Source organism: Enterobacter sp. MGH 4 (genome assembly GCF_000534735.1).
GTDB lineage: Bacteria > Pseudomonadota > Gammaproteobacteria > Enterobacterales > Enterobacteriaceae > Enterobacter > Enterobacter intestinihominis.
Genome location: NZ_KI973289.1, coordinates 1,527,238 through 1,552,137, shown reverse-complemented (window position 1 = coordinate 1,552,137; position 24,900 = coordinate 1,527,238). Strand labels below are relative to the sequence as shown.

The 24,900-nt window shown below is 52.4% G+C and carries 25 protein-coding genes; 17 read left to right on the top strand and 8 right to left on the bottom strand.

From position 1 onward, the window contains the following. Window positions 1-35 precede the first annotated feature (35 nt). The 12 genes from L350_RS15115 (at window position 36) to L350_RS15165 (ending at window position 12,939) form a co-directional block, all read left to right on the top strand. The gene (locus tag L350_RS15115) at window positions 36-371 is read left to right on the top strand and encodes a zinc ribbon domain-containing protein (RefSeq protein ID WP_016240210.1); all 336 of its coding nucleotides are present in this window, start codon (window positions 36-38) and stop codon (window positions 369-371) included. A gap of 46 nt (window positions 372-417) precedes the next feature. Beyond that, window positions 418-3,921, top strand: coding sequence for a phage tail tape measure protein (locus L350_RS15120; RefSeq protein ID WP_032624420.1), 3,504 nt, complete (start codon window positions 418-420; stop codon window positions 3,919-3,921). A gap of 2 nt (window positions 3,922-3,923) precedes the next feature. Further along, window positions 3,924-4,262 (top strand): phage tail protein, encoded by a 339-nt coding sequence (locus L350_RS15125; RefSeq protein WP_032624419.1) that lies wholly within the window; start codon window positions 3,924-3,926, stop codon window positions 4,260-4,262. After that, on the top strand, window positions 4,259-5,017 hold the full coding sequence (locus L350_RS15130; RefSeq protein WP_032624418.1) for a phage minor tail protein L: 759 nt from the start codon (window positions 4,259-4,261) through the stop codon (window positions 5,015-5,017). The genes L350_RS15125 and L350_RS15130 overlap by 4 nt, the downstream gene beginning before the upstream one ends. Window position 5,018: 1 nt before the next feature. After that, a complete protein-coding gene (locus L350_RS15135) occupies window positions 5,019-5,729 on the top strand; it encodes a C40 family peptidase (protein WP_032624417.1) in 711 nt (236 codons plus the stop codon). Between the two features lie 29 nt (window positions 5,730-5,758). Next, complete coding sequence (locus L350_RS0122265; protein ID WP_032624416.1) at window positions 5,759-6,100, top strand: hypothetical protein; 342 nt, start codon at window positions 5,759-5,761, stop codon at window positions 6,098-6,100. A 43-nt stretch (window positions 6,101-6,143) separates the two neighbouring features. Next, window positions 6,144-6,749, top strand: coding sequence for a tail assembly protein (locus L350_RS15140; RefSeq protein WP_032624415.1), 606 nt, complete (start codon window positions 6,144-6,146; stop codon window positions 6,747-6,749). Between the two features lie 53 nt (window positions 6,750-6,802). Then, window positions 6,803-10,255: a TipJ family phage tail tip protein gene (locus tag L350_RS15145; RefSeq protein ID WP_032624414.1), complete on the top strand. Its 3,453-nt coding sequence runs from the start codon at window positions 6,803-6,805 to the stop codon at window positions 10,253-10,255. Next, window positions 10,255-10,557: a hypothetical protein gene (locus L350_RS24810; protein WP_022648742.1), complete on the top strand. Its 303-nt coding sequence runs from the start codon at window positions 10,255-10,257 to the stop codon at window positions 10,555-10,557. The genes L350_RS15145 and L350_RS24810 overlap by 1 nt, the downstream gene beginning before the upstream one ends. Continuing rightward, window positions 10,557-11,231: a hypothetical protein gene (locus L350_RS15155; RefSeq protein ID WP_022648741.1), complete on the top strand. Its 675-nt coding sequence runs from the start codon at window positions 10,557-10,559 to the stop codon at window positions 11,229-11,231. The genes L350_RS24810 and L350_RS15155 overlap by 1 nt, the downstream gene beginning before the upstream one ends. Before the next feature lie 111 nt (window positions 11,232-11,342). Then, complete coding sequence (locus L350_RS15160; protein WP_032624413.1) at window positions 11,343-11,576, top strand: phage exclusion lipoprotein Cor; 234 nt, start codon at window positions 11,343-11,345, stop codon at window positions 11,574-11,576. Window positions 11,577-11,634: 58 nt separating this feature from the next. Further along, the gene (locus tag L350_RS15165) at window positions 11,635-12,939 is read left to right on the top strand and encodes a phage tail fiber protein (protein WP_032624412.1); all 1,305 of its coding nucleotides are present in this window, start codon (window positions 11,635-11,637) and stop codon (window positions 12,937-12,939) included. 95 nt (window positions 12,940-13,034) lie between these two features. Here the strand turns inward: L350_RS15165 and L350_RS15170 are convergent, their stop codons facing one another. Further along, complete coding sequence (locus L350_RS15170; RefSeq protein WP_032624411.1) at window positions 13,035-13,301, bottom strand: DinI family protein; 267 nt, start codon at window positions 13,299-13,301, stop codon at window positions 13,035-13,037. Between the two features lie 86 nt (window positions 13,302-13,387). On the opposite strand from L350_RS15170, the gene L350_RS24635 reads away from it, so the two are divergent. After that, on the top strand, window positions 13,388-13,627 hold the full coding sequence (locus L350_RS24635) for a hypothetical protein (RefSeq protein ID WP_032624410.1): 240 nt from the start codon (window positions 13,388-13,390) through the stop codon (window positions 13,625-13,627). After that, on the top strand, window positions 13,627-13,947 hold the full coding sequence (locus tag L350_RS15180; protein ID WP_032624409.1) for a hypothetical protein: 321 nt from the start codon (window positions 13,627-13,629) through the stop codon (window positions 13,945-13,947). Before L350_RS24635 ends, L350_RS15180 begins: the two co-directional genes overlap by 1 nt. 127 nt (window positions 13,948-14,074) lie before the next feature. On the opposite strand, the gene L350_RS15185 is transcribed toward L350_RS15180, so the two are convergent. Both L350_RS15185 and yeaG read right to left on the bottom strand, forming a co-directional pair. Then, complete coding sequence (locus L350_RS15185; RefSeq protein WP_023299884.1) at window positions 14,075-15,358, bottom strand: YeaH/YhbH family protein; 1,284 nt, start codon at window positions 15,356-15,358, stop codon at window positions 14,075-14,077. Between the two features lie 89 nt (window positions 15,359-15,447). Further along, a complete protein-coding gene (yeaG, locus tag L350_RS15190; RefSeq protein WP_006809140.1) occupies window positions 15,448-17,382 on the bottom strand; it encodes a protein kinase YeaG in 1,935 nt (644 codons plus the stop codon). Between the two features lie 432 nt (window positions 17,383-17,814). Here yeaG and L350_RS15195 point away from each other — a divergent pair, with 432 nt between their 5' ends. After that, on the top strand, window positions 17,815-18,561 hold the full coding sequence (locus L350_RS15195; protein ID WP_023299885.1) for a MipA/OmpV family protein: 747 nt from the start codon (window positions 17,815-17,817) through the stop codon (window positions 18,559-18,561). A gap of 66 nt (window positions 18,562-18,627) precedes the next feature. Here L350_RS15195 and L350_RS15200 read toward each other — a convergent pair whose 3' ends face one another. Together L350_RS15200 and gapA are read right to left on the bottom strand one after the other, a co-directional pair. Then, window positions 18,628-19,512: a D-hexose-6-phosphate mutarotase gene (locus L350_RS15200; RefSeq protein WP_032624408.1), complete on the bottom strand. Its 885-nt coding sequence runs from the start codon at window positions 19,510-19,512 to the stop codon at window positions 18,628-18,630. Window positions 19,513-19,586: 74 nt separating this feature from the next. Then, window positions 19,587-20,582, bottom strand: a complete 996-nt coding sequence (gapA, locus tag L350_RS15205; RefSeq protein ID WP_006809136.1) for a glyceraldehyde-3-phosphate dehydrogenase — start codon at window positions 20,580-20,582, stop codon at window positions 19,587-19,589. A 341-nt stretch (window positions 20,583-20,923) separates the two neighbouring features. Between gapA and msrB the strand changes: the two genes are divergently transcribed. Together msrB and L350_RS15215 are read left to right on the top strand one after the other, a co-directional pair. Next, complete coding sequence (gene msrB, locus L350_RS15210) at window positions 20,924-21,337, top strand: peptide-methionine (R)-S-oxide reductase MsrB (protein WP_022647790.1); 414 nt, start codon at window positions 20,924-20,926, stop codon at window positions 21,335-21,337. Window positions 21,338-21,377: 40 nt separating this feature from the next. Continuing rightward, window positions 21,378-21,650 carry a YeaC family protein gene (locus L350_RS15215; RefSeq protein ID WP_022647791.1) on the top strand — a complete coding sequence of 91 codons (273 nt, stop codon included), beginning with the start codon at window positions 21,378-21,380 and terminating at the stop codon, window positions 21,648-21,650. A 51-nt stretch (window positions 21,651-21,701) separates the two neighbouring features. On the opposite strand, the gene L350_RS15220 is transcribed toward L350_RS15215, so the two are convergent. From L350_RS15220 to ansA, 3 genes are all read right to left on the bottom strand, one after another. Continuing rightward, entirely contained in the window at window positions 21,702-22,955 is a 1,254-nt protein-coding gene (locus L350_RS15220; protein ID WP_022647792.1) for a chitinase ChiD, read from the bottom strand. Window positions 22,956-23,178: 223 nt separating this feature from the next. Next, window positions 23,179-23,820: a bifunctional nicotinamidase/pyrazinamidase gene (gene pncA, locus L350_RS15225; RefSeq protein ID WP_017384686.1), complete on the bottom strand. Its 642-nt coding sequence runs from the start codon at window positions 23,818-23,820 to the stop codon at window positions 23,179-23,181. A 9-nt stretch (window positions 23,821-23,829) separates the two neighbouring features. Next, entirely contained in the window at window positions 23,830-24,846 is a 1,017-nt protein-coding gene (gene ansA / locus L350_RS15230; protein WP_032624877.1) for an asparaginase, read from the bottom strand. Between the last annotated feature and the right edge of the window lie 54 nt (window positions 24,847-24,900).

Sequence of the window (24,900 nt, the reverse complement as noted above, 5' to 3'; positions counted from 1 at the left end):
TAGGATTCTTAGACTGATAATGCTGGGGAACCAAAATGGAAATTTTACTAGTTTCAATTGTTATAGGCTTAATTCCAGCCTTAATTGCTCAAAGCAAAGGAAGATCTTTCTTTGCATGGTGGGTGTATGGTGCTCTGCTATTTATAATTGCTTTTGTACATTCTTTGGTAATAAAGAAGGATGTTGCGGCAGAAGAAAAAGACTTAATTGAAAACGATGGTATGAAGAAGTGCCCATTCTGTGCAGAGTTAATCAAAAGCGAAGCTATTAAATGTAAGCACTGTGGTAGTGATTTAGCAGTCGATTCCCCACCGGTTAAGACTGATGAAGAATACCTCGAAGAAGCCAGGCAAAAGGTCTGGAAACAATAAAAATAAAACCGCTTCGGCGGTTTTTTTACGTCTGGAGTTAGACTAAATGGCAACTTTACGTGAGTTAATAATCAAAATTTCCGCTAACTCGCAATCATTCCAGACGGAAATTTCCCGCGCTTCACGTATGGGGCAGGATTATTACCGCACCATGCAAAATGGTGGCCGTCAGGCTGCCGCTGCCGCCCGAGAGAGCGAAAGGGCGTTATCTGATCTGACCGCTGGGTTTGCATCGGCAGGAAGAGCCGCTGCTGCTGCTACGGCCGCTTTTGCGACTGGTAAGCTCGTGCAGATTGCTGATGAGTGGAATTCAGTAAACGCCCGTCTTAAGCAGGCATCATCTTCAGCTGATGATTTTGCTGCCTCTCAGCGCCAGTTAATGGAAATCAGCCAAAGAACTGGCACCGCGTTTTCAGACAACGCAAACCTTTTTTCACGCGCAGCTGCTTCAATGCGTGAGTTTGGGTATAGCTCTGACGAAGTTCTGAAAATTACCGAAGCTGTTTCTACCGGCCTTAAACTTTCGGGGGCTAATACTCAGGAAGCGAGTTCTGTTATCACTCAATTCAGCCAGGCTCTGGCGCAGGGCGTTCTTCGCGGTGAAGAATTCAACGCCGTTAACGAAGCAGGTGATCGTGTTATCCGCGCACTTGCCGCCGGAATGGGCGTGGCCCGCAAAGACCTGAAGAGCATGGCTGACCAGGGGCAACTTACGATTGATAAGGTTGTTCCTGCATTAATGAGCCAGTTGGGCTCATTACAGGGTGAGTTTGCCAGCATGCCGCAAACAGTTTCCGGATCCCTGCAAAAAGTCACAAACTCGTTCATGGCATGGGTTGGAGGTGTCAACCAGGCTACAGGTGCTACCGATGCGCTATCTGGTGGCCTAGACGGAGTTGCCCAAACGCTTGATTCATTTACCTCTTCGGCAGTAAGCGGCGCACTAAGTGATGTTGCAGACAATATGTCCACGATCACAACAGTGGCGGGTGCACTTGTTGGCGTTGGGCTGGCAAGGTATCTCAGTGGAGTAGTAACTAGCGCCACGAGCGCAACCGGCGCGCTAATTTCTGCGGCTAAGTCAGAGGTTGCTCTTGCCGTTGCGCAGGATAAGGCTGCACAGTCTGCCGTTGCCGCCTCAAGGGCGGAGGTTTATAGGGCTCAGCAAGCTGTACAGAGATCGCGTAGCGCAGATGTTCAGGCTGCGCAGCAAGAGAAAATTGCTGCGGCAGAAGCAAAAGTCACTGCAGCCCAGGCCAGGCTGACTACCGCTCTAGCCAGCGGTTCTGCTACAGAGAAAGTCAGAGCCAGAACAGCGCTTGAGCGTGCGCAGGCAGGTCTGGTGGCAGCAAAAAACGCCGATGCACAGGCTATCGCTGAAAGACGCCTGGCTTCCGCGGAGGCCGCCAGAGACCGGAACCTTGCAAATCGTGTTACCACCCAAAGCAATCTCAATAGTGTCACATCTGTTGGCACCCGCCTTTTAAGCAGTGCCCTCGGGCTCATTGGCGGCGTGCCGGGATTGGTGATGCTTGGAGCCGGTGCCTGGTATGCGGTGTATCAAAATCAGGAGCAGGCTCGGCGCTCTGCTCAGGAGTATGCCAGCACGATAGATGAAGTCAGTAAAAAGACGAGGGCAATGACCCTTCCTGAAGCTTCAGATAATGCAGAGAAAACTCGTGCCGCTCTGAATGAACAAATCAGGCTAATTGATGAACAAAAGAGCAAGGTTGAAAGCCTGAAAGAGCAGATAGCTGGTTATCAGTCAGTGATTAGTAATCCCGGTCCAACTACCAGCGGTGGTTTCATGATTAACCACCTGACATATTTGGACACGGTGACTCGTGGGCTGGCTACGGCTACAGAGCAGTTATCTGTTGAGCAAGAAAGACTTGCTCAGATGCAGCAAGAATCCGCTTCTATTCAACAGGTTCTGGAAGGGCTTGAACATCGCCGGGTGGCACTCATTCGAGAAGAGGCTGCTAATCAAAACCGGGCTTATCAATCTCTCCTGTTGATGAATGGGCAGCATGACGAATTTAACCGTCTGCTGGGGCTGGGAAATCAGCTATTAATGGCTCGTCAGGGGCTGGCTAACGTCCCGCTCAGACTTCCCCAGGCCGACCTCGACAAAAAACAAACTGATGCCCTCGAAAAGAGCCGCCGGGATCTGGAGTTGTCACGCCTGAAGGGTGAAGCAAAAGAGCGTCTGCGACTGAGTTATGCAGCCGATGACCTGGGGTTAACCAGTGATCCGCAATTCCAGACAGGCCGTCAGGAGTTGATTAATAACGGTCTTGCTGAATGGCGGAATAATGAGGCCAACAAACCTAAGGCGAAGGGCGGTAAAACCGAAGGCGAGAAAACCGAGGATGTGTATAAGCGCCTTATCAAGCAGCAAAAAGAGCAGATTGCCCTGCAAGGCCAGAATACTGAACTGGCGAAGGTTAAATACCAGGTCAGCCAGGGGGAGCTTGCTTCTCTGACAGAAGCCCAGAAAAAGACGGTATTGCAGAATGCTGCGCTGATTGACCAGGTTAAATTGCGTGAGCAACTGCGAAATTACGAAGCCAACCTTGCTGACAGTAACGCCAGCGCCCGCGCAGCCAATGAAGCGCAACTGCTGGGCTACGGGCAGGGAGCCAGGTTCCGTGAAAGACTTCAGGAGCAGTTCAATCTGCGTAAGGAGTTTGAGCAGAAGAATACCGATCTTCTCCGCCAGCGTCAGGCTGGTGAAATCGACGAGACGTTCTATCAGCAGGGGCTGGCACTCAATAAGCGCTACCTCGAAGAGCGCCTGCGCGACCAGGAGGGATATTACGCAGCTTCTGATGCGCAGCGTGACGACTGGATGACGGGACTGTCTGAGGGTTATGCGAACTGGGTGGACGAAGCCACTGATTATTCTTCCATGGCCGCTGACGGCATGAAGCAGGCCATGGGTGGCGCGGTCACCACGATCACCGACATGCTCAATGGCAACGTTGACAGCTGGAAGGACTGGGGCGTGAGCGTACTGAAGATTATCCAGAACGTTCTGGTGAACATGGCTGTTGCTAATGGCGTCAGCTCAATTGGATCACTGTTCAGTTTTGGTGCCTCGTCAGCCGCAACCGCCAGCAGCGGTACCGCTATTCAGAATGCTGGCGCGAACTTTACCTTTAATGCGAAGGGTAATGTTTACGACTCTCCGTCCCTGAGCGCTTACAGCAATGGCGTTTTCCAGACGCCTCAGCTGTTTGCTTTTGCCAAAGGCGCAGGGGTTTTTGCCGAGGCTGGGCCGGAGGCGATCATGCCGCTTACCCGCGCGCCGGATGGTTCTCTCGGTGTTCGTGCGGTCGGAGGTGGCGGCGGTCAGTCTCTATCTTCGGCGCCACAGGTTTATATCACCATCGATGGTAATGGCAACACCTCAACGCAAACCTCACCTGGCCTTGAGCAATTTGGCGCTGAGGTCGGAAAATTTGTTGATCAGCGATATAAGCAGAATGTAATGCGTGATATCCGCCCCGGCGGTGACATCTGGAACGCAATGAAAGGAAACCGATAATTATGGCCATCGAAACTTTCACATGGTGCCCACGGATTAACGCTGAGGCTGATACAAATTTCCGCGTCAGGAAAGCCAAGTTTGGCGATGGATATGAGCAGGTTTCAGGGGATGGATTAAACCCTAAAAGCCAGCAATGGACACTTAATTTCACCGGCAATGAAACCTACATTTCCGCCATAAAGACTTTTCTCGACAGGCATGAAGGAACGAAAGCCTTTCAATGGAAGCCACCGCTCGAACCATTGGGTTTGTATCGTTGCGAAACGTATAAACCCACCGGGCTCGGCGCGGGGAAATTTAATCTTGAAGCAACATTCATCCAGGCATTTAAACCATGAGCTTAAACGCAGACTATCAGAAGCTGGAATCAGGAAACGACGTTCGTCTGATTGAGGTGGACGGTTCTTCTTTTGGACTGACGGACGTTCTCCGATTTCACAATTACAACATTCCCCACACCGAAGCGGAAATAGTCGCCGCCGGCGGGGATGAGGCCAAGCTCCCGGCGAAACCAATCTGGTGGCAGGGTAATGAATATTCCGCCTGGCCTTATCAGCTGGAAGGGCTGGAGAAATCGACCAGTGGCAGCAATGCGACGCCATCACTGACGGTCGCGAACATCGAAAGCTCTATTTCTGCCCTGTGTCTTGCGTATGACGATTTGCTTCAGGCTAAGGTCACTATTCACGACACAAAGGCAAAATATCTCGATGCGAAAAACTTCGCAGGCGGTAACCCTACAGCAGATCCGACTCAGGAGAAAATTCAGGTCTGGTATATCGACGGGAAAACGACCGAGCTTGCCGGCGAAACCATTGAGTTTGTACTGTCCAGCCCTATGGATCTTCAGGGACAAATGATCCCCACCCGGCAGCTTCATTCTCTGTGCACATGGTGCATCCGGAACAAGTACCAAACCGGCGATGGCTGCGACTATGCCGGTACGCGCTATTTCGACAAAAACAACAACCCGGTAAGCGATCCGTCACTGGATGAATGCAACGGAACGCTGACGGCCTGCAAACTTCGGTTCGGTGAAAACAACGAACTCTCGTTTGGTGGGTTCCCGGGTACGTCGCTGATCAGGAGCTGATATGCGTCAGAAAACCATTGATGCGATTATGGCGCATGCCGCCGCTGAATATCCTCGTGAGTGCTGTGGTGTGGTGGCGCAGAAAAGCCGCGTTGAACGTTATTTTCCTTGCCGGAATCTTGCCGCGGCGCCGGAGGACAATTTTGTCCTTTGCCCCGAAGATTACGCAGCCGCGGAGGACTGGGGTACGGTGATCGCCATCGTTCACAGCCACCCTGACGCCACTACACAGCCGAGCGAACTGGATAAAGCGCAATGCGACGCAACGCTTTTACCCTGGCATATCGTGAGCTGGCCGGAGGGGGATTTACGCACCATTCAGCCGCGCGGAGAGCTGCCGCTGCTGGAGCGTCCTTTTGTGCTTGGTCACTTCGACTGCTGGGGGCTGGTAATGAGCTATTTCCGGCAAACTCATGGTATCGAACTCCACGATTACCGGGTTGATTATCCCTGGTGGGAAAACGAATATCCGGAAAACTTCTACCAGGATTGCTGGTACGAGTGCGGATTCCGTGAATTCGACGGGCCGCCGAAACCTGGCGATATGGTGATCATGCAGGTGCAGGCTGATAAGTGGAATCATGCTGGAATTCTGCTGGAGGGCAATATGCTGCTGCACCATCTGTACGGACATCTGAGCCAGCGCGTGCCGTATGGGGGCTATTGGCGGGAACGAACGATGAAAATTCTACGTTACAAATCTCTGTGCTAACCTTTTGTAAAACCAAAGGGGATAGGGATATGAAAAAAACATTATTGGCACTTTCTTTGTTAATCATGGCTGGTTGTTCCAGTATGCAGGATCTCCGGAAGGAGCCAGCGTCAAATACTTTTCAATCGAAGAAACAAATTGACGCAGTAGCTGAATGCATACTCGCTGGATGGCAAGAAGAAAGCCAAAAATATGGAAGCGTTTTTATTCAGCCTTATGACGGTGGTAAAACTGTATTTACACAATCTCAACTTGAGATGGTTGATTTAATATCGGACGGCGGAATTACCAAGATTGAATTCCGTCATCAAGGTGGCCTATTTGCTTATCGAATCAACAGCCGGATTAAAGTAATAGAACGCTGTATATAACCAAGACTTAACCCGCTTCGGCGGGTTTTTTTATGGTGAGAATATGAAAGAAGTAATGACAACAATTCAGCTCGGCGGAGTGTTAGGAAAGACCTTCGGTAGAACCCATCAAAGACTGATAGCGCGAACTGGTGAAGCTGCTATTGCTTTAAGTAAAACATTGCCCGGTTTCGAAAGCTTCATGATCAGCAGTAAACGTCGCGGATTAACTTTCGCGGTGTTCAAAGGGAAAAAAAATATTGCAGCAGATGAGATGGGTTTTCCCTCTGAAGGCGATGTAGTAAGGATTATGCCTGTAATTATCGGTAGTAAACGCGCTGGTCTTTTTCAGACGATATTAGGAGCAGTTTTGATAGCTGCTGCTGTCTTTGTTTCTGGCGGAGTTGGCGCTGCGTTCGCTGCTGGTGGATTAACTGGGTTTGCTGCAGCAACTGGCGCCTCGTTGGTCCTCGGTGGGGTTATTCAGCTTCTTTCACCACAGCCATCAGGCATAGCCAGCAAACAAAGTGCAGATAACCGCGCATCCTACGCATTCGGTGGTGTAACAAACACCGCTGCTCAGGGCTACCCGGTACCGCTCCTTTATGGTAAGCGTCGAATCGGCGGAGCGATTATTTCTGCCGGAATTTATGTCGAAGATCAGCAGTAGATAACTAACCTTTTTTCTGGCCACCTTCGGGTGGCTTTTTTTATGGGCGCAATATGGCTACAGAAAAAGTTTTAAAGGGCCGCAAGGGCGGCAGCTCAAGTTCCCGAACCCCTACCGAACAGCCTGATGATCTGCAATCTGTAGCGAAGGCAAAAATCCTTGTTGCGCTTGGGGAAGGGGAGTTTGCAGGGCAGCTAACCGGCAAAGATATCTACCTGGACGGAACGGCCCTGGAAAATGCTGACGGCTCCCAAAACTTCAGCGGCGTGACGTGGGAGTTTCGCGCGGGAACGCAGGCGCAAAAATATATTCAGGGTATTCCCGGTACCGAAAACGAAATCAGCGTAGGAACAGAGGTATCAAGCGCTACAGCCTGGACGCGCACGTTTACCAATACGCAGCTTTCAGCAGTTCGCCTACGCCTGAAATGGCCCTCGCTTTTCAAACAGGAGGACGACAGCGATCTGGTGGGTTACTCGGTCAATTATGCGATTGACCTGCAGACCGACGGCGGCGCCTGGCAGACGGTGCTGAATACCAGCGTAACCGGTAAAACCACATCCGGTTATGAGCGCAGCCACCGTATTGATTTACCGCAGGCTGGCAGCACCTGGACAATCCGCCTGCGTAAGATTACCTCTGACGCCAACAGCGCGAAGATCGGCGACACGATGACGCTGCAGAGCTTCACCGAGGTGATTGACGCCAAACTGCGCTACCCGAACACCGCGCTGCTTTACATCGAATTCGACTCAAGCCAGTTCAACGGCTCTATTCCCCAAATTTCATGCGAACCGCGTGGCCGCGTTATCCGCGTTCCAGATACCTACGACCCTGAAACCCGCACTTATAGCGGTACATGGACCGGTGCGTTTAAGTGGGCATGGACGGATAATCCGGCGTGGATTTTTTACGATCTGGTTGTTTCTGACCGGTTCGGCCTTGGGCACCGTTTGACCGCTGCGAATATTGATAAATGGACGCTTTATCAGGTTGCCCAGTATTGTGATCAGATGGTACCAGACGGCAAAGGGGGCAACGGTACCGAACCACGTTATACCTGCAACGTGTACATTCAGGACCGGAACGACGCCTACACAGTCCTGCGTGATTTTGCCGCTATCTTCCGTGGCATGACCTACTGGGGAGGGGATCAGATTGTGGCCCTGGCTGACATGCCGCGCGATGTTGATTATAGCTACACGCGCGCTAACGTTGTTGGCGGTCGCTTCACCTATTCGAGCAGCACCACGAAAAGCCGCTACACCACAGCACTGGTTTCATGGTCAGACCCGGGTAACGCTTATGCCGACGCAATGGAGCCGGTATTTGAGCAGGCGCTGGTGGCGCGATACGGCTTCAATCAGCTGGAAATGACAGCCATCGGCTGCACCAGGCAGTCAGAAGCGAACCGAAAGGGGCGCTGGGGTATTCTCACCAACAACAAGGATCGCGTTGTTTCGTTTGATGTCGGGCTGGACGGCAACATTCCGCAGCCGGGCTACATCATCGCCGTGGCAGACGAGCTGCTTTCCGGAAAGGTTATGGGCGGCCGCATCAGCGCCGTCAACGGTCGCGTTATCAAACTTGACCGCGTGGCAGATGCAGCAGCAGGGGATCGCCTTATTCTCAACCTTCCCTCCGGAGCATCGCAGAGCAGGACCATTCAGGCTGTAAACGGGGAATCAGTCACAGTCACCACGGCATACAGTGAGACGCCACAGGTCGAAGCTGTTTGGGTGGTTGAATCTGACGAGCTCTACGCGCAGCAGTATCGTGTTGTCAGCGTTTCCGAAAAGGATGATGGCACTTTCTCGATTACTGGCGCATGGCACGACCCGGATAAATATGCCCGTATCGATACCGGAGCCATCATCGACCAGCGGCCGGTGAGTGTGATCCCTCCGGGTAACCAGTCGCCGCCTGCGAACATCGTGATCAGCTCGTTTTCCGTGGTGCAGCAAAATATCAGCGTAGAAACGATGCGCGTGAGCTGGGACCAGGCGCAGAACGCTATCGCCTATGAAGCGCAATGGCGCCGCAACGACGGGAACTGGGTTAACGTGCCGCGCAGCTCCACCACGTCATTCGACGTCCCCGGGATTTATGCCGGGCGCTACCTGGTGCGCGTGCGCGCAATCAATGCCGCAGAAATCTCATCCGGATGGGGCTATTCAGAAGAGAAAACGCTGACGGGTAAAGTGGGCAATCCACCGAAGCCGGTCGGCTTCATTGCGTCTGAAAACGTGGTATTCGGTATCGAGCTGAACTGGGGGTTCCCCGCGAATACCGACGACACGCTGAAGACGGAAATTCAGTACAGCCTGACCGGTTCTGAAGACGATGAGATGCTGCTGGCCGATGTGCCTTACCCGCAGCGCAAATATCAGCAGATGGGCCTTAAGGCTGGGCAGATTTTCTGGTATCGCGCGCAGCTGGTGGACCGAACCGGCAACGAATCAGGTTACACCGAATGGGTGCGAGGACAGGCCAGCATCGATGTTTCCGACATCACAGACGTGATCCTGGAGGAAATTAAAGACTCCGATACGTTCAAAGACCTGATCGAGAACGCGGTGGACAGCAACGAAAAAGTTGCAGGCATGGCGGATGACATCAAAAAGCATGCCGACGAGCTTGAGCAGCAGGCGAAAGACATCCAGGAGAATGCTGACGGGCTGGCGAAGGCCGAAGTGAAAATAGACGAGATTTCTGTGTCGATGGACGGCATGACGGGAGGCGTGAAGAACTCGGCAATTGCGATAATCCAGGCCAACCTCGCTCAGGTGGCCACGCGTAAAACCCTGTCGGCATCGGTTGCCGGTAACAGCGCGCAGCTGGACCGCATTGATGAGGTGATCGTCACTGACAGGGAGGCAACGGCACGCGCATTGCTGAGCCTGCAGACGAACGTCAACGGCAATACGGCATCCATCAACAGTCTGAGCCAGACGGTTTCGAATTACCAGCAGACCACGGCGACGCAGATAAACGCCATCACTGCGACCATAAACGGAAATACGGCGGCGATAACAACGAACGCCCAGGCAATTGCGAACGTAAACGGCCAACTCAGCGCGATGTACAACATCAAAGTTGCGGTAACGAGTAATGGCCAGTATTACGCCGCAGGCATGGGGATCGGGGTGGAGAATACGCCATCAGGGATGCAGTCGCAGGTAATCTTCATGGCCGACCGTTTTGCCGTCACTACGGCAGCAGGAAACAGCGTGGCGTTGCCATTTGTGATCCAGAATGGTCAGACGTTCATCAGGGCCAGCTTCATTCAGGACGGTACCATTGAGAACGCCAAAATCGGTAACTATATCCAGTCGAATAACTATGTGGCTGGCTCGGCAGGCTGGAAACTTGATAAAGGCGGCACCTGGGAAAACTACGGCAGCGACGGTCAGGGAGCAAGAAAATCCACCAATGTCACTGACAGTATCAGGGATTCAAATGGCGTGCTCCGCGTGCAAATCGGCAAACTTACAGGGGTGTTTTGATGTCATGGGGTATACAAACATGGGATGCGTCGGGTAAACCCAACAACTACGGTATCAAGCCAGTTTCAGTTGTTGGGCGTATACAGCTGGCTGCCGGACAAAACTCCGGCAACTGGTCTTTCGCGGTGCCCTCAGGAATGAAGGTCGGCTTTGTGCTCACACTTGATGAAGGAGGAAGCAGCGTAGGGAGGCGCATTGTCGCGTCAGGGAACACAATAACTGTAACTGCTGCCTCTTCTGTAGGCCTGGGAAATTACCCGGCCTCTAAGTGTGAGGTGATCGTTTTCATGGAGAAAGCATAGTGTCTGACTTTGGCGCAATGATATTAATGGAGAACGGCAATCCCTTTGTTACACCACAATCAACGCCTTTCTGCCTCTACGGAAAATACTCCTTCAATTCCTCAGCTAATGGCAGCTCTCAGCAGGTGGCGCAATATCTTTCGGTTCCTGACGATTATCCGGTAATGGTCTTCATAAAAACGACTAATACTGCGCAGCCGACTCCGGCCATGTCATATCGGATAGGAGGAAATGTCTATATTAGTGGCGTAAATCCCTATAACCAGGGCTTTACGCTGACAGCATATGTATTTGCAATTTTTCCGCAAACACTTCCCGCGTGGGGATTTGCTATCTGGGATGCCTCCGGGAAGCTTGTTCTGACGAACGAATCAAGGGTGCTTTCTGATCTGCAAACAGTGGGCACGCCAGGTGCAAGCGGCGGGATTAATATTGACCAGACGCTGAGCGGGTCATGGGCTGTTGCGCCTGCACAGCTTGGGCAGACCATCGTTGTGAATAACTCCACCCAGCCTCCGACCATCTACACCATCAATGCTTATTCGGCTTGCAGGTTTGACGGGACTAATACGAGGATAAATGCAGGGGGAACCTCCACCGGAACAGGTTCTCCGGGAGGGGGAACGAATACTGGCATTTCCTTGACCGCGATAAATACAGCGGCCTATGACTGATTGATCGTTTTGAGCGATCAATAACAAATAATTGATCTATCTAATCAATTATACCCGTTTCTTTCATGTTGGTATTGTCTAAGTTCATGAATACCTCTGGATACCATCAATATGATTAAGCTACTTATCTGCATGGCTGGCGCTGTCATGCTTTCAGGCTGCGCTGGAGTACTTGAGAAACAGGAACCAATTTGCAGCGGAACGGCCATCGTTGGCGGTCAGGAAAATACCGTCCAGATTTACGGTGTTCGTAAACAAAATAACCAGACGCAGTACCGAGCCGGTGATCCCTTTAACTGGCGCTGGGTAGGTGCAAATACATTCACTGGCACTACCTGTAAATAACCCACCTCATTCGAATACAACTTCGCTCCGGCGGGGTTTTTTGTTGCCTGGAGAAAATATGCTTTATAACACTGGCACCATTGCTATCAACGGAAATACCGCCACCGGGACGGGTACAAACTGGACGGCACCCGCCAGCCAGGTTCGCGCTGGCCAGACGATTATCGTCATGTCGAGCCCGGTACAAATTTTCCAGATCTCAAGCGTGGACAGTTCCACCTCAATGACGGTTACACCTGCCGCCGCTCCGGCACTTAGTGGCCAGAAGTATGGAATCCTGGTGTCCGACAATATCTCTGTCGACGGACTGGCACAGGCCATGTCGCAACTCATCAAAGAGTATGACGAGAATATTGGCGCGTGGGAGACGTTCGCCACAACCTCAGCCAATCAGAGCATCACTGTAACCATCAACGGCACCTCCGTAACCATCCCTGGCATCGGTAAGCTGGCACAGAAAGGGAGCAACGGCGCGCTAGCTGTCGAAGACGGCGGAACCGGGGCAACCACGGCAGAAGGCAGTCGCACAAACCTCGGTTTGGGAAATTCTGCAACGAAAAACACAGGAAAAACGAGCAATGATGTCATGCAGCCCGGCATGTTTGGTCTTGGGCTAGCTAATGGTGCAATTATAACGAACTCGACTAATTTCAGTTCTCTGGTCAACGACAACTTTACAACGCAGGGAACGGGATTGTGTGCATTCCGAAATGATACTCCAGTTACGAGCGGTGATACGCCTTTTTATCATTTTTCCCCATCGTTGTTTTTCAGGACCTTAGATACATTTGCTGTGCTCAACTTCCATTATAATGGTGGCCCGATAAGAGTTTTTACAGGTTTAATCAACGGGACGAACTTAATTACATCGACAAATGGCAGAACATTGTGGGACACAAAAAATACTGCTGTAGACAGTAATGGCTTTATAAAGGTGGCATCCCCGGTCGTCAAAATCTTCACTGATGGTAAGTATAAAACTAACGACGAATCAGAAGGCGTCACGGTCACTCGTCTGGATGTCGGGCAATATCTTATTGAAGGCTGTAAAGCACTCAATTCAGACGCTGCATGGGGAGGTATCGACGGAGGGTTTGAGATTCCCACAGATCGAAATAAACAACCGCTTATATGGCTGGACTACGACGTTAACGCAGACGGCTCTGTGCTGGTAAAAACCTATCACCGCGAACATCCTTCTGCGCCAGCATTTGCCAGGAATGAGCGTGATGGATTGGCAGATGGCGAGCCGGTTGACATCCCGGCTGACCAGTTCGTCAGCGTTCGTGTAGAAATGCCAGCTGACAGCATCTGGAATCAGAAACAAGCGGAAGAGGCTTTAAAGCAGGAACAGGGCTCGTAAAAAAAAACCGCCGCCATTTTTCGTAAGAATGAGCGGCGGTTGATTGCTCAGTATTCATGCCCGAGCAAACGTCGGGAATATTACCCGAACAATATCTACCGGCCAACCTGGCGAACGGTCGGGAACTCAGAAACCAGCCACATATCAGATTCTTCAAACATTTCCTCCAGCATGCGGTTCAGTTTTTCCCGATCGCTTTTGCTGGCGTCGCTATTCAGGCCGTTTGCCTGCATCGGCTTCACCTTCACTTCGGCATCAGGGAAAATCTGGTGCACCCGCTTCGTCAGCTCGGCCAGAATGATCTCTCTGGCCCCTTCGAGCCCCTCAACATTACGCTTGTCATAAACCAGCTCAACAAACATCACGATCCCTCCTTGCAAACTTGATCTACAAAACCAAAAATACTACTGTATATACATCCAGTCAATGATGAAGTGAGGGTGCTCTTATGCCTCGTCAACCTGATATCCACGCCGCATTTATAGCGTCAATCCAACAGAATCCAAAGGGCTACCTTTGTCTTAATACAGATAAGTTCATAACTGAACTACGTCAAAGAAACTGGCATTTCAGCCAGGCAGACGCTAACGCATTGATTGAGAGATACCAGCCAGATTTTGCTGATAAGACGAAGGACGGCAGTGATAACCGTTACTGGATATTGCGCAATATGGGGAGGGTTTTCTGATGGGATTTCCCTCACCGGCTATGGATTATCAAGAACAGCGGCTAACTATCGATCTGCTATGCGGAATTGATGGTAACTGCAGAGTAATAGAAACAACATTTGGTTGGGCTGTGATTAACGTTGCACTAAGACCAGAGCAGGGAGATACGCTACTGGTAAGAATGGATAACAGGAACGTGTTTGCAAAGCTATACGGGACGGCATTGATAACTGAAGATGGTGAAGCGATAGAAGGCGAAGCGCTGGATGATGTAACTGTATATGGCGTACTGACTCACACCCTTAACATTATAGGGGAGGACAAGTCACCCACTATCTAACCGGGTAACCACTGAACTGCCTTCCCCAAAATAAAAACTAAGGCAATGAAAATTATGGAGAATTTTGAACGTAAAAACTATAGTTAATCAGCCAGCAAAACAAATCTAACTGGCTGATTAACAAGGGTTAATTTGAAGTTGTTGAGCTTTGCTTCTGGAACAGTTCCCGGAAGACCGGATAGATGTCATCCTGGTCACGAATGTGCTGCATCGCAAAGTTATCGAACATCGCTTGCAGATGCTCATACTCACGCCACAGCGTCTGGTGGGCGCGACGGGTAATTTCAATGTAACTGTAGTAGCGCACCACCGGCAGGATCTTCTTCGCCAGAATTTCATGACACAGGGGCGAGTCATCCGCCCAGTTATCGCCATCCGATGCCTGGGCGGCGTAGATGTTCCACTGCGCCGGGTCGTAGCGCTCCTTCACCACCTCATCCATCAGCTTCAGGGCGCTCGACACGATGGTGCCACCGGTCTCCTGCGAGTAGAAAAACTCATGCTCATCCACCTCTTTCGCCTGAGTGTGATGGCGGATGTAGACCACCTCCACGTTCTTATACGTTCTGCTCAGGAACAGATAGAGCAGAATATAAAAACGCTTAGCCATATCCTTGGTGGCCTGATCCATTGAACCTGACACGTCCATCAGGCAGAACATCACCGCCTGGCTGGAAGGCTCCGGACGTTTTTCGTAGTTCTTATAGCGCAGGTCGAACGTGTCGATAAACGGTACCCGGTCGATCTTCGCCCGCAGTTCGGCGATCTCTTTTCGCAGGCGCTCCTCTTCCAGTAGTTGCGCCGGTTCGGTGTTTTCCACCACTTTCAGGCTGGTTTCCAGCTCGCGCAGTTCGCGCCGTTTGCCTGCCGTCATCGCCGTGCGTCGCGCCAGCGAGTTTTGCAGTGAACGCACCACGCTGATGTTGGCGGGCACCCCGTTTGCGGTATAACCCGCGCGATGGGTTTTGTATTCGTTGAGCTGACGGTGCTGATTCTTTCTCAGATTCGGCAGGGCCAGATCCTCAAACAGCAGGTCGAGATATTCGTCTTTTGAAATCTGAAAGACGAACTCATCCTGGCCTTCACCGTCCTGGCTGGCCTGTCCCTGACCGCTGCCAGAACCGCCGCCTCCGCCTTGTGGCCGCTCGATTCTGTCATTCTGGACGAAGTGGTCATTACCTGGGTGCACGCGATGGCGAAGGCCGCCACGCCCCTGATGAAACATCGGTTCGCTGATGTCATCGTTGGGAATGGAGACGGATTCGCCGCTGTCGACGTCGGTCACCGAGCGTTTGTTGATGGCCTCGGAGATCGACTGTTTAATTTGCGCTTTATAACGGCGCAAGAAGCGCTGGCGATTCACCGTGCTCTTGTTTTTGCCGTTAAGACGCCGGTCAATAAACCAGGTCATATATCCCCCGTACTGCATTTGCCAACTTGCAGCGTCCGTAAGTGCCGGACATTTTGTTGGCCCGGTAAGCGCGTTACCGGGCACTTGTTTTAAGACGATTTACGCACGCGCAAATACCATTCACAAAGCAGGCGGACCTGTTTGCGCGTATAGCCTTTTTCCATCATACGGTCGACAAAATCGTCGTGCTTTTTCTGCTCGTCGGTTGAGGTTTTGGCGTTGAACGAGATAACCGGCAACAGCTCTTCGGTGTTAGAGAACATTTTCTTCTCTATAACCGTGCGCAGTTTTTCGTAGCTGGTCCAGTTTGGATTGCGGCCGTTGTTATGCGCTCTGGCGCGCAGCACGAAGTTCACAATCTCGTTTCGGAAGTCTTTCGGGTTGCTGATCCCGGCCGGTTTCTCAATTTTTTCCAGCTCTGCGTTCAGGGATTCACGGTCAAACAGCTGGCCGGTATCCGGGTCGCGGTACTCCTGATCCTGGATCCAGAAGTCAGCGTAGGTGACGTACCGATCGAAAATGTTCTGGCCGTATTCGGAATAGGATTCCAGGTAGGCGGTCTGGATCTCTTTGCCGATAAACTCGGCGTATTTCGGGATCAGGTAGCCTTTCAGGAACTCCAGGTAGCGTTCAGCCTGCTCCTGTGGGAACTGTTCACGTTCAATTTGCTGTTCCAGCACGTAGAAAAGATGTACCGGGTTGGCGGCCACCTCCGCGTGGTCGAAGTTAAAGACGCGGGAGAGGATCTTAAACGCGAAACGCGTCGACAAACCGTTCATCCCTTCGTCGACCCCGGCGTAATCGCGGTATTCCTGGTACGATTTGGCTTTCGGGTCGGTATCCTTCAGGCTTTCGCCGTCATACACGCGCATTTTGGAGTAAATGCTGGAGTTTTCCGGCTCTTTCAGGCGCGACAGAATCGAGAAGCGCGACAGCGTTTCCAGCGTTCCCGGTGCGCAGGGGGCATGGACCAGCTCACTGTGGTTGAGCAGTTTTTCGTAAATCTTGATCTCCTCGGAGATCCGCAGGCAATAAGGCACTTTGACGATGTACACGCGGTCAAGGAACGCCTCATTGTTTTTGTTGTTACGGAAGGTCACCCATTCAGATTCGTTCGAGTGGGCGAGGATAATCCCGTTAAACGGCAGGGCGGAAATACCTTCCGTCCCGTTGTAGTTCCCCTCCTGGGTGGCGGTCAGCAGCGGATGCAGCACTTTGATCGGTGCTTTAAACATCTCGACAAATTCCATAATCCCCTGGTTGGCGCGGCACAGCGCACCGGAATAGCCGTAGGCATCCGGGTCGTTTTGCGCGTGATGTTCCAGCTTACGGATATCGACTTTACCCACCAGCGCCGAGATGTCCTGGTTGTTCTCGTCACCGGGTTCAGTTTTAGCAATGGCGATCTGCTCAAGGATAGACGGCCACACTTTTACGACGCGGAATTTGGTGATGTCCCCACCAAACTCGTGCAGGCGTTTTGCCGCCCACGGCGACATGATCGTACCGAGATAGCGATGCGGAATGCCAAACTCTTTCTCCAGAATTTGCGCATCCTCTTGCGGATTAAACAGGCACAGCGGATGGTCATTGACCGGGCTGCGCTCGCCGTTGGCGCTCAGCACATAGATCGGCACGCGCTGCATCAGCGCTTTCAGCCGTTCAGCCAGGGAGGATTTACCCCCGCCGACGGGACCCAACAGGTAAAGGATCTGTTTCTTCTCTTCCAGCCCCTGAGCGGCATGCTTCAGGTAGGAGACGATCTGCTCAATGGCATCTTCCATACCATAGAACTCTTCAAACGCCGGGTATCGGGCGACTACCCGATTCGAAAAAAGACGGGAAAGCCGTGGCTCCAGTGCAGTATCAACCATGTTTGGCTCACCGATAGCCATCAATAGCCGTTCTGCCGCATTGGCATAGGCACTGCGATCTTGCCGACAAATGGTAAGAAACTCCTGCAGTGTGAACTCTTCGTCCTTGGCAGCTTCGTAGCGCTGGCGATAGTGATCGAATATATTCATGGCATGCCGTCCTTTCGTTTTTTAGCACAGGATAAGAGCCGTTCGTATGAGTAGTGGAGGCTCCCGGAAGAGAATCTTTCGCACCTCACTGCCAGAGCAGCAACCTGTGTGCCAGGTCGAAGGCTATGAACCGCAGGGTGTTCAGCAAAACCTCTTCTTAAATTAAAGCGTAGATGGCAATTGCAAAACTTGCATACGGATAAAATCTACTTTCAATGACATATCAATAACTCATCCAAAAATTTCCACTGCGGTTATAAGCGAAAAGGGGGTTTTTCATTTATCGGTCACATAAATGAAAGCGGGATGTCATCTGAAAAATGAAAAATAATGGGTTAATCAAATGGATTCGCGCGCAAAAAATTTTGGGATGTACGGGAATGGCGGTTACACTTCACCCGCTGATTATTTGACTACAGGAAAGAATGGATTGTGACCAAACTCAAACTTCTGGCATTGGGCATCCTTGCCGCTACCGCAGCGAGCACCGTACAGGCTGAGAGCCAGTGGACTGTTGGCGCGGGTGCTGGCGTGATCAACAGCCCGTACAAGCAGTATGACCGCGACGTTTATCCTGTCCCCGTTGTCACCTATGAAGGCGATAACTTCTGGTTCCGTGGATTGGGCGGCGGCTACTATCTGTGGAACGATACGGCCGATAAGCTCTCCATCATGGCCTATTACGACCCAACGTACTTTAAACCAGGCGACAGCGACAGCAATGCGCTTCGTCAGCTGGACAAGCGCAGAAGCTCACTGATGGCCGGGCTTTCATATGTGCATAACACCCAGTATGGCTTCCTGCGCACGGCGCTGGCGGGCGATACCCTGGACAACAGCAATGGCTTCATCTGGGATCTGGCGTGGCTTTATCGCTATACCAACGGCGCGGTGACCCTGACGCCGGGTATCGGTGTGCAGTACAGCAGCGAGAATTACAATGACTACTACTATGGCGTGTCTAAGGCTGAGTCTCGCCGCAGTGGTCTGAAGAGCTACAGCGCTGATGATGGCTGGGATCCGTACCTGGAACTCACCGCCTCCTATAACTTCCTCGGCGACTGGAACGTGTACGGTACTGGCCGTTATACCCGTCTGAGCGACGAAGTGAAGGACAGCCCGATGGTCGACAAGTCCTGGTCCGGCATCTTCTCCGTGGGTGTGACCTACAAGTTCTGACCAGAACGTGATGTCTTAAAACGGGGCGCTTGCGCCCCGTTTGTTTTTTATGGTGCCTGATAAATATTAGCGCTTCACAATCTTGATCGTCTGGCCTAAGCGGGACGGTTTTTCTTCGCTGGTTTTCTGCGGGGCGGTCACGCACGCGGTTTCCACACACACGAAGGTCTTGTAACCGTCATCCGGGATATCTGCCATGCTGACGGAAAGGGCAGGGCCCGGGTTCCAGCCCACCACGTTGCTATGGTGGTGGTGAACCACGTCAATGCCGCGGTTCAACGCGCTGTCGTGGATGACGCTACAGGCTTCCGGGTGCAGATACACGCGATCGGTACGGTCCGGGAAGCTCTGAACGCCGTCGTCCAGCCTGCCTTCTTTCGCGTTGTCCACTTTGTCGATAAAGGTATCGCCAAGTCCGCTCACCTTAACGGCCTGAATGTCGCCTACGTTGAAATAGGTGTGCAGGGCGGACGTTGTTTCGAATTCGCCGTGCGCTTCCAGTTCTATCTCGCAGGTTTTACCCAGCTTGAAGCGGGCATAGAGGGTGAATTCATGTGGCCACAGGGCGCGCGTTTCATCATTTGCCTGAAGTTCAAAGGTCAACACCGCGCCGTTATGATCTTCGTTGTGGGCTTTCAGCGTCCACTGCTGGTTACGGGCGAAACCGTGAGACGGCAATCCCTGCTGCGCTGACGGACCAAACCATGGCCAGCAGATCGGTACGCCGCCACGGATCGCCGCCCCTTTTTTGAACGAGGTGGCCTCGCTCAGCCACAGGCCTTCTTCTTCGCCTTCTGGTTTCCAGGAGAGCAGGTGGGCGCCATTGAGCGCTACGGAGGCTTTAACGCGCGGATGATCGACGACGATGATATCGGCGCCGTCAATCTGACGGCGGGAGAGCACAGGGGTAAGTTGTTCGACTACCGGAAGTGCAAAAATTTTATTAATCATTAAGCAATCCTCTGTCTAAAAACAATAAAAAAGGCGACCGAAGTCGCCTTTTAGGATCAAGCACTCATCTCAACTTATTTGGAGATGTGAGCGATCAGGTCCAGTACTTTGTTAGAGTAGCCAGTTTCGTTGTCGTACCAGGAAACCAGTTTCACGAAGTTGTCGTTCAGTGCGATACCTGCTTTAGCATCGAACACGGAAGTGCACACTTCGCCGTTGAAATCGGTAGATACAACGTCGTCTTCGGTGTAACCCAGAACGCCTTTCATTGGGCCTTCGGAAGCAGCTTTGATTGCTTTCTTAATTTCTTCGTAAGAAGCAGCTTTTTCCAGACGAACGGTCAGGTCAACAACGGATACGTTAGGAGTTGGAACGCGGAACGCCATACCAGTCAGTTTGCCATTCAGTTCTGGCAGTACTTTACCTACTGCTTTAGCAGCACCGGTAGAAGATGGGATGATGTTCTGAGCCGCGCCACGGCCGCCGCGCCAGTCTTTGTGAGACGGGCCATCAACGGTTTTCTGAGTAGCGGTGGTAGCGTGAACGGTAGTCATCAGACCTTCGATGATGCCGAAGTTGTCGTTGATAACTTTAGCCAGCGGTGCCAGGCAGTTGGTGGTGCAGGATGCGTTGGAAACGATGTCCTGGCCAGCGTAAGTTTCGAAGTTTGCACCGCGAACGAACATTGGGGTGTTGTCTTTGGAAGGACCAGTCAGAACAACTTTCTTCGCACCCGCAGTGATGTGTTTACGTGCAGTTTCGTCGGTCAGGAAGATACCGGTAGCTTCAGCTACAACGTCAACACCGATTTCGTTCCATTTCAGGTTAGCTGGGTCTTTCTCAGCAGTAACGCGGATGGTTTTGCCGTTAACAACCAGGTGGCCGTCTTTCACTTCAACGGTGCCGTCGAAACGACCGTGAGTTGAGTCGTACTTCAGCATGTACGCCATGTATTCAGCGTCCAGGAGATCGTTGATACCAACGATTTCGATGTCAGAACGTTTCTGAGCAGCACGGAAAACAATACGGCCGATACGGCCAAAACCGTTGATACCTACTTTGATAGTCATATATTCCACCAGCTATTTGTTAGTGAATAAAAGGTTGCCTGTAAAATTACAAAAACCTTACGCAGCGTCAAGCGGAATCGTGTCAATCATTGCGACAAATCAATCCTGTGACTAACGTTTGTGCGACTGACTCGCCTCACTTTCCCTTTGAGCTAGCAACCACATGGGGGCTGCGCCCGGAATTTTAAAGGCCTCGCAGGATTAAAATGTGAAATTGATCACAATTGCCTGACCGCCTTTTCGCGACACATAAGTTTAGATCAAAAGTGCACGCGCGGGTGTTAATGTTTTGTTAGAATCTGGGTTAAAAGATGTCTGTTTCAACAGCGAGATGTAAGCATATGTCGAACCAACATAACCCCGACGATTTGAAAAAAAACCTTACAGAGATGCAGTTTTACGTAACGCAAAATCACGGCACGGAACCGCCGTTTACCGGGCGTTTGCTGCACAATAAACGGGAAGGCGTCTACCACTGCCTGGTGTGTGATGCACCGCTGTTTAACTCCCAGACTAAGTACGATTCTGGCTGCGGCTGGCCAAGCTTTTACGAGCCTGTCAGCGATGATGCGATCCGCTATCTGACGGACTCCTCGCACGGCATGGTGCGCACCGAAATTCGTTGTGGGAATTGCGACGCCCATCTCGGGCATGTCTTCCCGGATGGCCCGCAGCCGACGGGGGAGCGTTTCTGCGTAAATTCGGCTTCGATGAGCTTTACCGATGACGAAAACGGCGACCAGACCAAGGGTTGAAAAACGATTCAGCAAATTATTCCTTTGAAAGGGAGAGATCGTGAATATTGATGACATGATTGCAGGCATGACCCCGGAGGTTTATCAGCGCCTGGTGACGGCCGTTGAGCTGGGAAAATGGCCGGACGGTGTGGCGCTCACACCTGAGCAAAAAGAGAACAGCTTGCAGCTGGTGATGCTGTGGCAGGCGCGTCACAATACCAACGCCCAGCACATGACCATCGACACTAACGGTCAGATGGTGATGAAAAGTAAGCGCGAACTGAAAGAAGACTTCGGCATCACGCCGAAGCCGATTGCAACCTTCAAATAAATCTCCTATGTAGGCCGGGTAAGGCGAAGCCGCCACCCGGCACACTACACCTTAGTGCGGGATCCCAAGCGACTCCGCCAGCTGCTTCGCTAACTGGTTGTTGTCATCCGCGCCATACTCCCAGAACATCGCCCCGGCGAGACCTTTCTCCTTGATGTAATCTGCTTTAATCGCCACGGAACGCGGGTTCTCATAGGAGATCGCAAACAGCGCCTTCCCGTCGGCGGATTTTACCGACAGCCACGGCACCTTCGCCTGTTCGTCCCAGTGCTCGGTAAAGCGTTTCTGCGGATCGTTTAGCAGTTTGCGGACGATATCGTTGTATTTCACGTAGGTATCTTTGGTCAGGTCATAGCCAAGCGATTTGAACAGGCCCAGTTCCTGCGGCCCGAAGTAGGGCTGGGTGACCGGATTGTTTTGCGCATCCGGTTTACTCCAGTCGATACCCGGTTCAACGGCGCGCTTCGGTACACGACCGTAAAAACCGATTCCGAGGTTCATTTGCTGCGGCTTTAGGCCGGCGGCCAGATAGTTATTCACCACAAAATCAACGCTGTATTTGTCTGCGGCAGCCACCGTTGGCCAGGCGCTGGAGTCATACAGATTCGCGTTAAAATACTGCGTCCCGTACGCCATGTCGTAGGTCATCAGGTTGATGTAATCAAGCAGGGGGGCAATGGCCTTCACATCCACCCAGCTTTTCGGACTTTCTGCATTTGCGCCCACCGCAATCGTGACCAGTTTTTTCTTACCAAACGCGTCACGCATCTCTTTTAACAGCGCGGTGAAATTATCCCTGTCGGCTGGGGTGCTCTCGACCAGTCCCCACGCGCCGTTGACCGGGAACTCCCAGTCGAGATCGATCCCGTCCAGGCCGTATTGACTGACGATCTGCTGCGCGGAGCGAATAAACACCGCGCGGCTCTCTTTGGTAGCCGCTGCGCCAGAAAAACCACGTGCGCCCCAGCCGCCAACGGAAAGCAGCACTTTTAAATTCGGGTTTTGTTTACGAAGCTGAGGAAGTAACGCCAGGTCGGATGCCACCTTGGGTGATAACCAGATTTGATGCAGTTTTGCCGGATCTTTCAGTGCAGGGTTGGTCTCGTCTTTCTCGTTGTTATAGACCAGACCAAACGAGTAGTTGAGGTGTGTGATCTGGCGGACATCGAGTTTATTGATATCGCCACCCGGTCCGGCGGTAACATCGCCACCGCCATTGAAGTAGCCCACGGACATCAGGGGCGCGGCGGAAGCCAGTGACGCACAAAGCAAGGGTAATGCTGCCAGCAAGGGCAAACGTTTCATATAAGTTCCTCTTTGACTGAATAAAAATAACCACGCCACAGAAAAGGCGTGGCGAAAAAACAGCCTGAAGAGAATACCATCGCCGCCTCGCTTGTGATGCGAGGGAGTTCACTTTATGGGAGATCGGGGAGGGGTTTTGCCGGGTGGCGCTGATGCTTACCCGGCCTACAAAACCAGAGAAAGTAGGCCGGGTAAGGCGAAGCCGCCTCCCGGCTAAAAAAGCTTACGCCTGCGTCTCCATCCAGTCAGCCAGCGTATACAGCGTTGCGCCTTCTGCGGCCATATCCATAAACGCCTGGGCGCTGTCATGCGGCTGAATATTCACCCCGCGACAGCCGTCGGTAATGACATTCACGGTATAGCCCAACTGGAGCGCATCCAGCACGGTGAACTTCACGCAGTAATCCGTCGCCAGGCCCAGCACAATCAGCTCGGTGATCTCATGATGGCGTAACCATGCGTCCAGCGCCGTCTTCTGGCGGTGACCGTTATCGAAGAATGCGCTGTAGCTGTCGATGGTTGGATTTTCACCTTTGTGGAACACCGCGTCGATGGCTTTCTGGTTCAGCAGCGGATGCAGCTCAGCGCCTTCCGTCTGCTGCACGCAGTGATCGGGCCAGAAGGTTTGCGCCAGTCCGTCCAGTTCGCCCTGGCTGTAAGGCTCAACGTTGTGCTGGCTGGCAAAGCTGCCGTGGTTTGCCGGATGCCAGTCCTGACTCGCCACCACCGCTTCACCACGAGCCTTACACCACTCAATCAGCGAATTCGCGACGTCTACGGTGCTGTCGCCTTCCGCGACGGCCAGCGCACCGCCCGCACAGAAATCATTTTGCAAATCGACCAGTAACAGGGCGCGTTGCTTCATGGGAACTCCTTATTCGTCCGGCGTCAGTTCACCGCGTAGGTTTTGCATCATGGCGCGGCGAATGGAATCAATATCCAGATCCTGACTCAGTAAATAGTGAAGTTTAGTCAGCGTTGCCTCAACGGTCATATCGAAACCACTGATCACGCCAGCGTGCGCCAGGGCGTTGCCGGTGGCGTAGCCGCCCATATTGACCTTACCGGACATACACTGGGTGAGGTTGACCACCACAATCCCGCGATCGCTCGCCTCCTGAAGCTCTTTCAGGAACTCACCGTTCTGCGGGGCGTTACCCACACCATAGGAGCGCAGGATCAGCGCCTTAACCGGCTGGCGCAGGAAGTTGCGCACCACGTCGGCGGAAATACCCGGATAAATCGTCACCACGCCAATCGGCTGCGGGGTGATCGGGTGAACGATCAGCTCGCCTGCAGTATTTGGCGCGGGCGGCGTGCCCAGACGACGGATATGGATCCCCGCTTCCAACAGCGATTGCAGGTTAGGTGAGGCAAACGCGTCAAAGCCGTCAGCGTGCGCTTTAGTGGTACGGTTCCCGCGGTACAGTCGGTTGTTGAAGAACAGCGTTACCTCGTTGATCGGGTAATTAGCGGCCACGTACAGGGAGTTAAGCAGGTTGATCTGCCCGTCTGAACGCAGTTCCGCCAGCGGGATCTGCGAACCGGTCACGATGACGGGCTTGCCCAGGTTCTCCAGCATGAAGGAGAGCGCCGAGGCGGTGAACGCCATGGTGTCGGTGCCGTGCAGGATCACGAAGCCGTCGTACTGGTCGTAATGGGCTTTAATATCGTCCGCAATATGCTGCCAGTCTTCCGGCGTCATGTCGGAGGAGTCCATCAGCGGCTCATATTCGTGGATGGTAAAGTCCGGCATTTCCGGACGGTGGAATTCAGGCATCAGCGCCAGCTGGCGCTGCAAGTGGCCAGAAACCGGGATATAGCCATTTTCTGAGCGCTGCATACCGATGGTACCGCCGGTATAGGCGACATATATTGATTTCTTCTGCATGGTAATGAGTTCTTGTTCTTCAAAAGAAAAAATCCCCTCTTCACGGGAAGAGGG

Bases quoted from the DNA above. Each gene is read 5' to 3' on its own strand.
- L350_RS24635 (WP_032624410.1), top strand. From the start codon at position 13,388: ATGCCTCGTCAACCTGATATCCACGCCGCATTTATAGCGTCAATCCAA.
- L350_RS15220 (WP_022647792.1), bottom strand. From the start codon at position 22,955: ATGAAACGTTTGCCCTTGCTGGCAGCATTACCCTTGCTTTGTGCGTCA.
- ansA (WP_032624877.1), bottom strand. From the start codon at position 24,846: ATGCAGAAGAAATCAATATATGTCGCCTATACCGGCGGTACCATCGGT.
- L350_RS24810 (WP_022648742.1), top strand. From the start codon at position 10,255: ATGTCATGGGGTATACAAACATGGGATGCGTCGGGTAAACCCAACAAC.
- L350_RS15165 (WP_032624412.1), top strand. From the start codon at position 11,635: ATGCTTTATAACACTGGCACCATTGCTATCAACGGAAATACCGCCACC.
- L350_RS15160 (WP_032624413.1), top strand. From the start codon at position 11,343: ATGATTAAGCTACTTATCTGCATGGCTGGCGCTGTCATGCTTTCAGGC.
- msrB (WP_022647790.1), top strand. From the start codon at position 20,924: ATGTCGAACCAACATAACCCCGACGATTTGAAAAAAAACCTTACAGAG.
- L350_RS0122265 (WP_032624416.1), top strand. From the start codon at position 5,759: ATGAAAAAAACATTATTGGCACTTTCTTTGTTAATCATGGCTGGTTGT.
- L350_RS15135 (WP_032624417.1), top strand. From the start codon at position 5,019: ATGCGTCAGAAAACCATTGATGCGATTATGGCGCATGCCGCCGCTGAA.
- L350_RS15185 (WP_023299884.1), bottom strand. From the start codon at position 15,358: ATGACCTGGTTTATTGACCGGCGTCTTAACGGCAAAAACAAGAGCACG.
- L350_RS15180 (WP_032624409.1), top strand. From the start codon at position 13,627: ATGGGATTTCCCTCACCGGCTATGGATTATCAAGAACAGCGGCTAACT.
- L350_RS15125 (WP_032624419.1), top strand. From the start codon at position 3,924: ATGGCCATCGAAACTTTCACATGGTGCCCACGGATTAACGCTGAGGCT.
- gapA (WP_006809136.1), bottom strand. From the start codon at position 20,582: ATGACTATCAAAGTAGGTATCAACGGTTTTGGCCGTATCGGCCGTATT.
- L350_RS15200 (WP_032624408.1), bottom strand. From the start codon at position 19,512: ATGATTAATAAAATTTTTGCACTTCCGGTAGTCGAACAACTTACCCCT.
- L350_RS15140 (WP_032624415.1), top strand. From the start codon at position 6,144: ATGAAAGAAGTAATGACAACAATTCAGCTCGGCGGAGTGTTAGGAAAG.
- L350_RS15115 (WP_016240210.1), top strand. From the start codon at position 36: ATGGAAATTTTACTAGTTTCAATTGTTATAGGCTTAATTCCAGCCTTA.
- L350_RS15130 (WP_032624418.1), top strand. From the start codon at position 4,259: ATGAGCTTAAACGCAGACTATCAGAAGCTGGAATCAGGAAACGACGTT.
- L350_RS15170 (WP_032624411.1), bottom strand. From the start codon at position 13,301: ATGTTTGTTGAGCTGGTTTATGACAAGCGTAATGTTGAGGGGCTCGAA.
- L350_RS15145 (WP_032624414.1), top strand. From the start codon at position 6,803: ATGGCTACAGAAAAAGTTTTAAAGGGCCGCAAGGGCGGCAGCTCAAGT.
- yeaG (WP_006809140.1), bottom strand. From the start codon at position 17,382: ATGAATATATTCGATCACTATCGCCAGCGCTACGAAGCTGCCAAGGAC.
- pncA (WP_017384686.1), bottom strand. From the start codon at position 23,820: ATGAAGCAACGCGCCCTGTTACTGGTCGATTTGCAAAATGATTTCTGT.
- L350_RS15120 (WP_032624420.1), top strand. From the start codon at position 418: ATGGCAACTTTACGTGAGTTAATAATCAAAATTTCCGCTAACTCGCAA.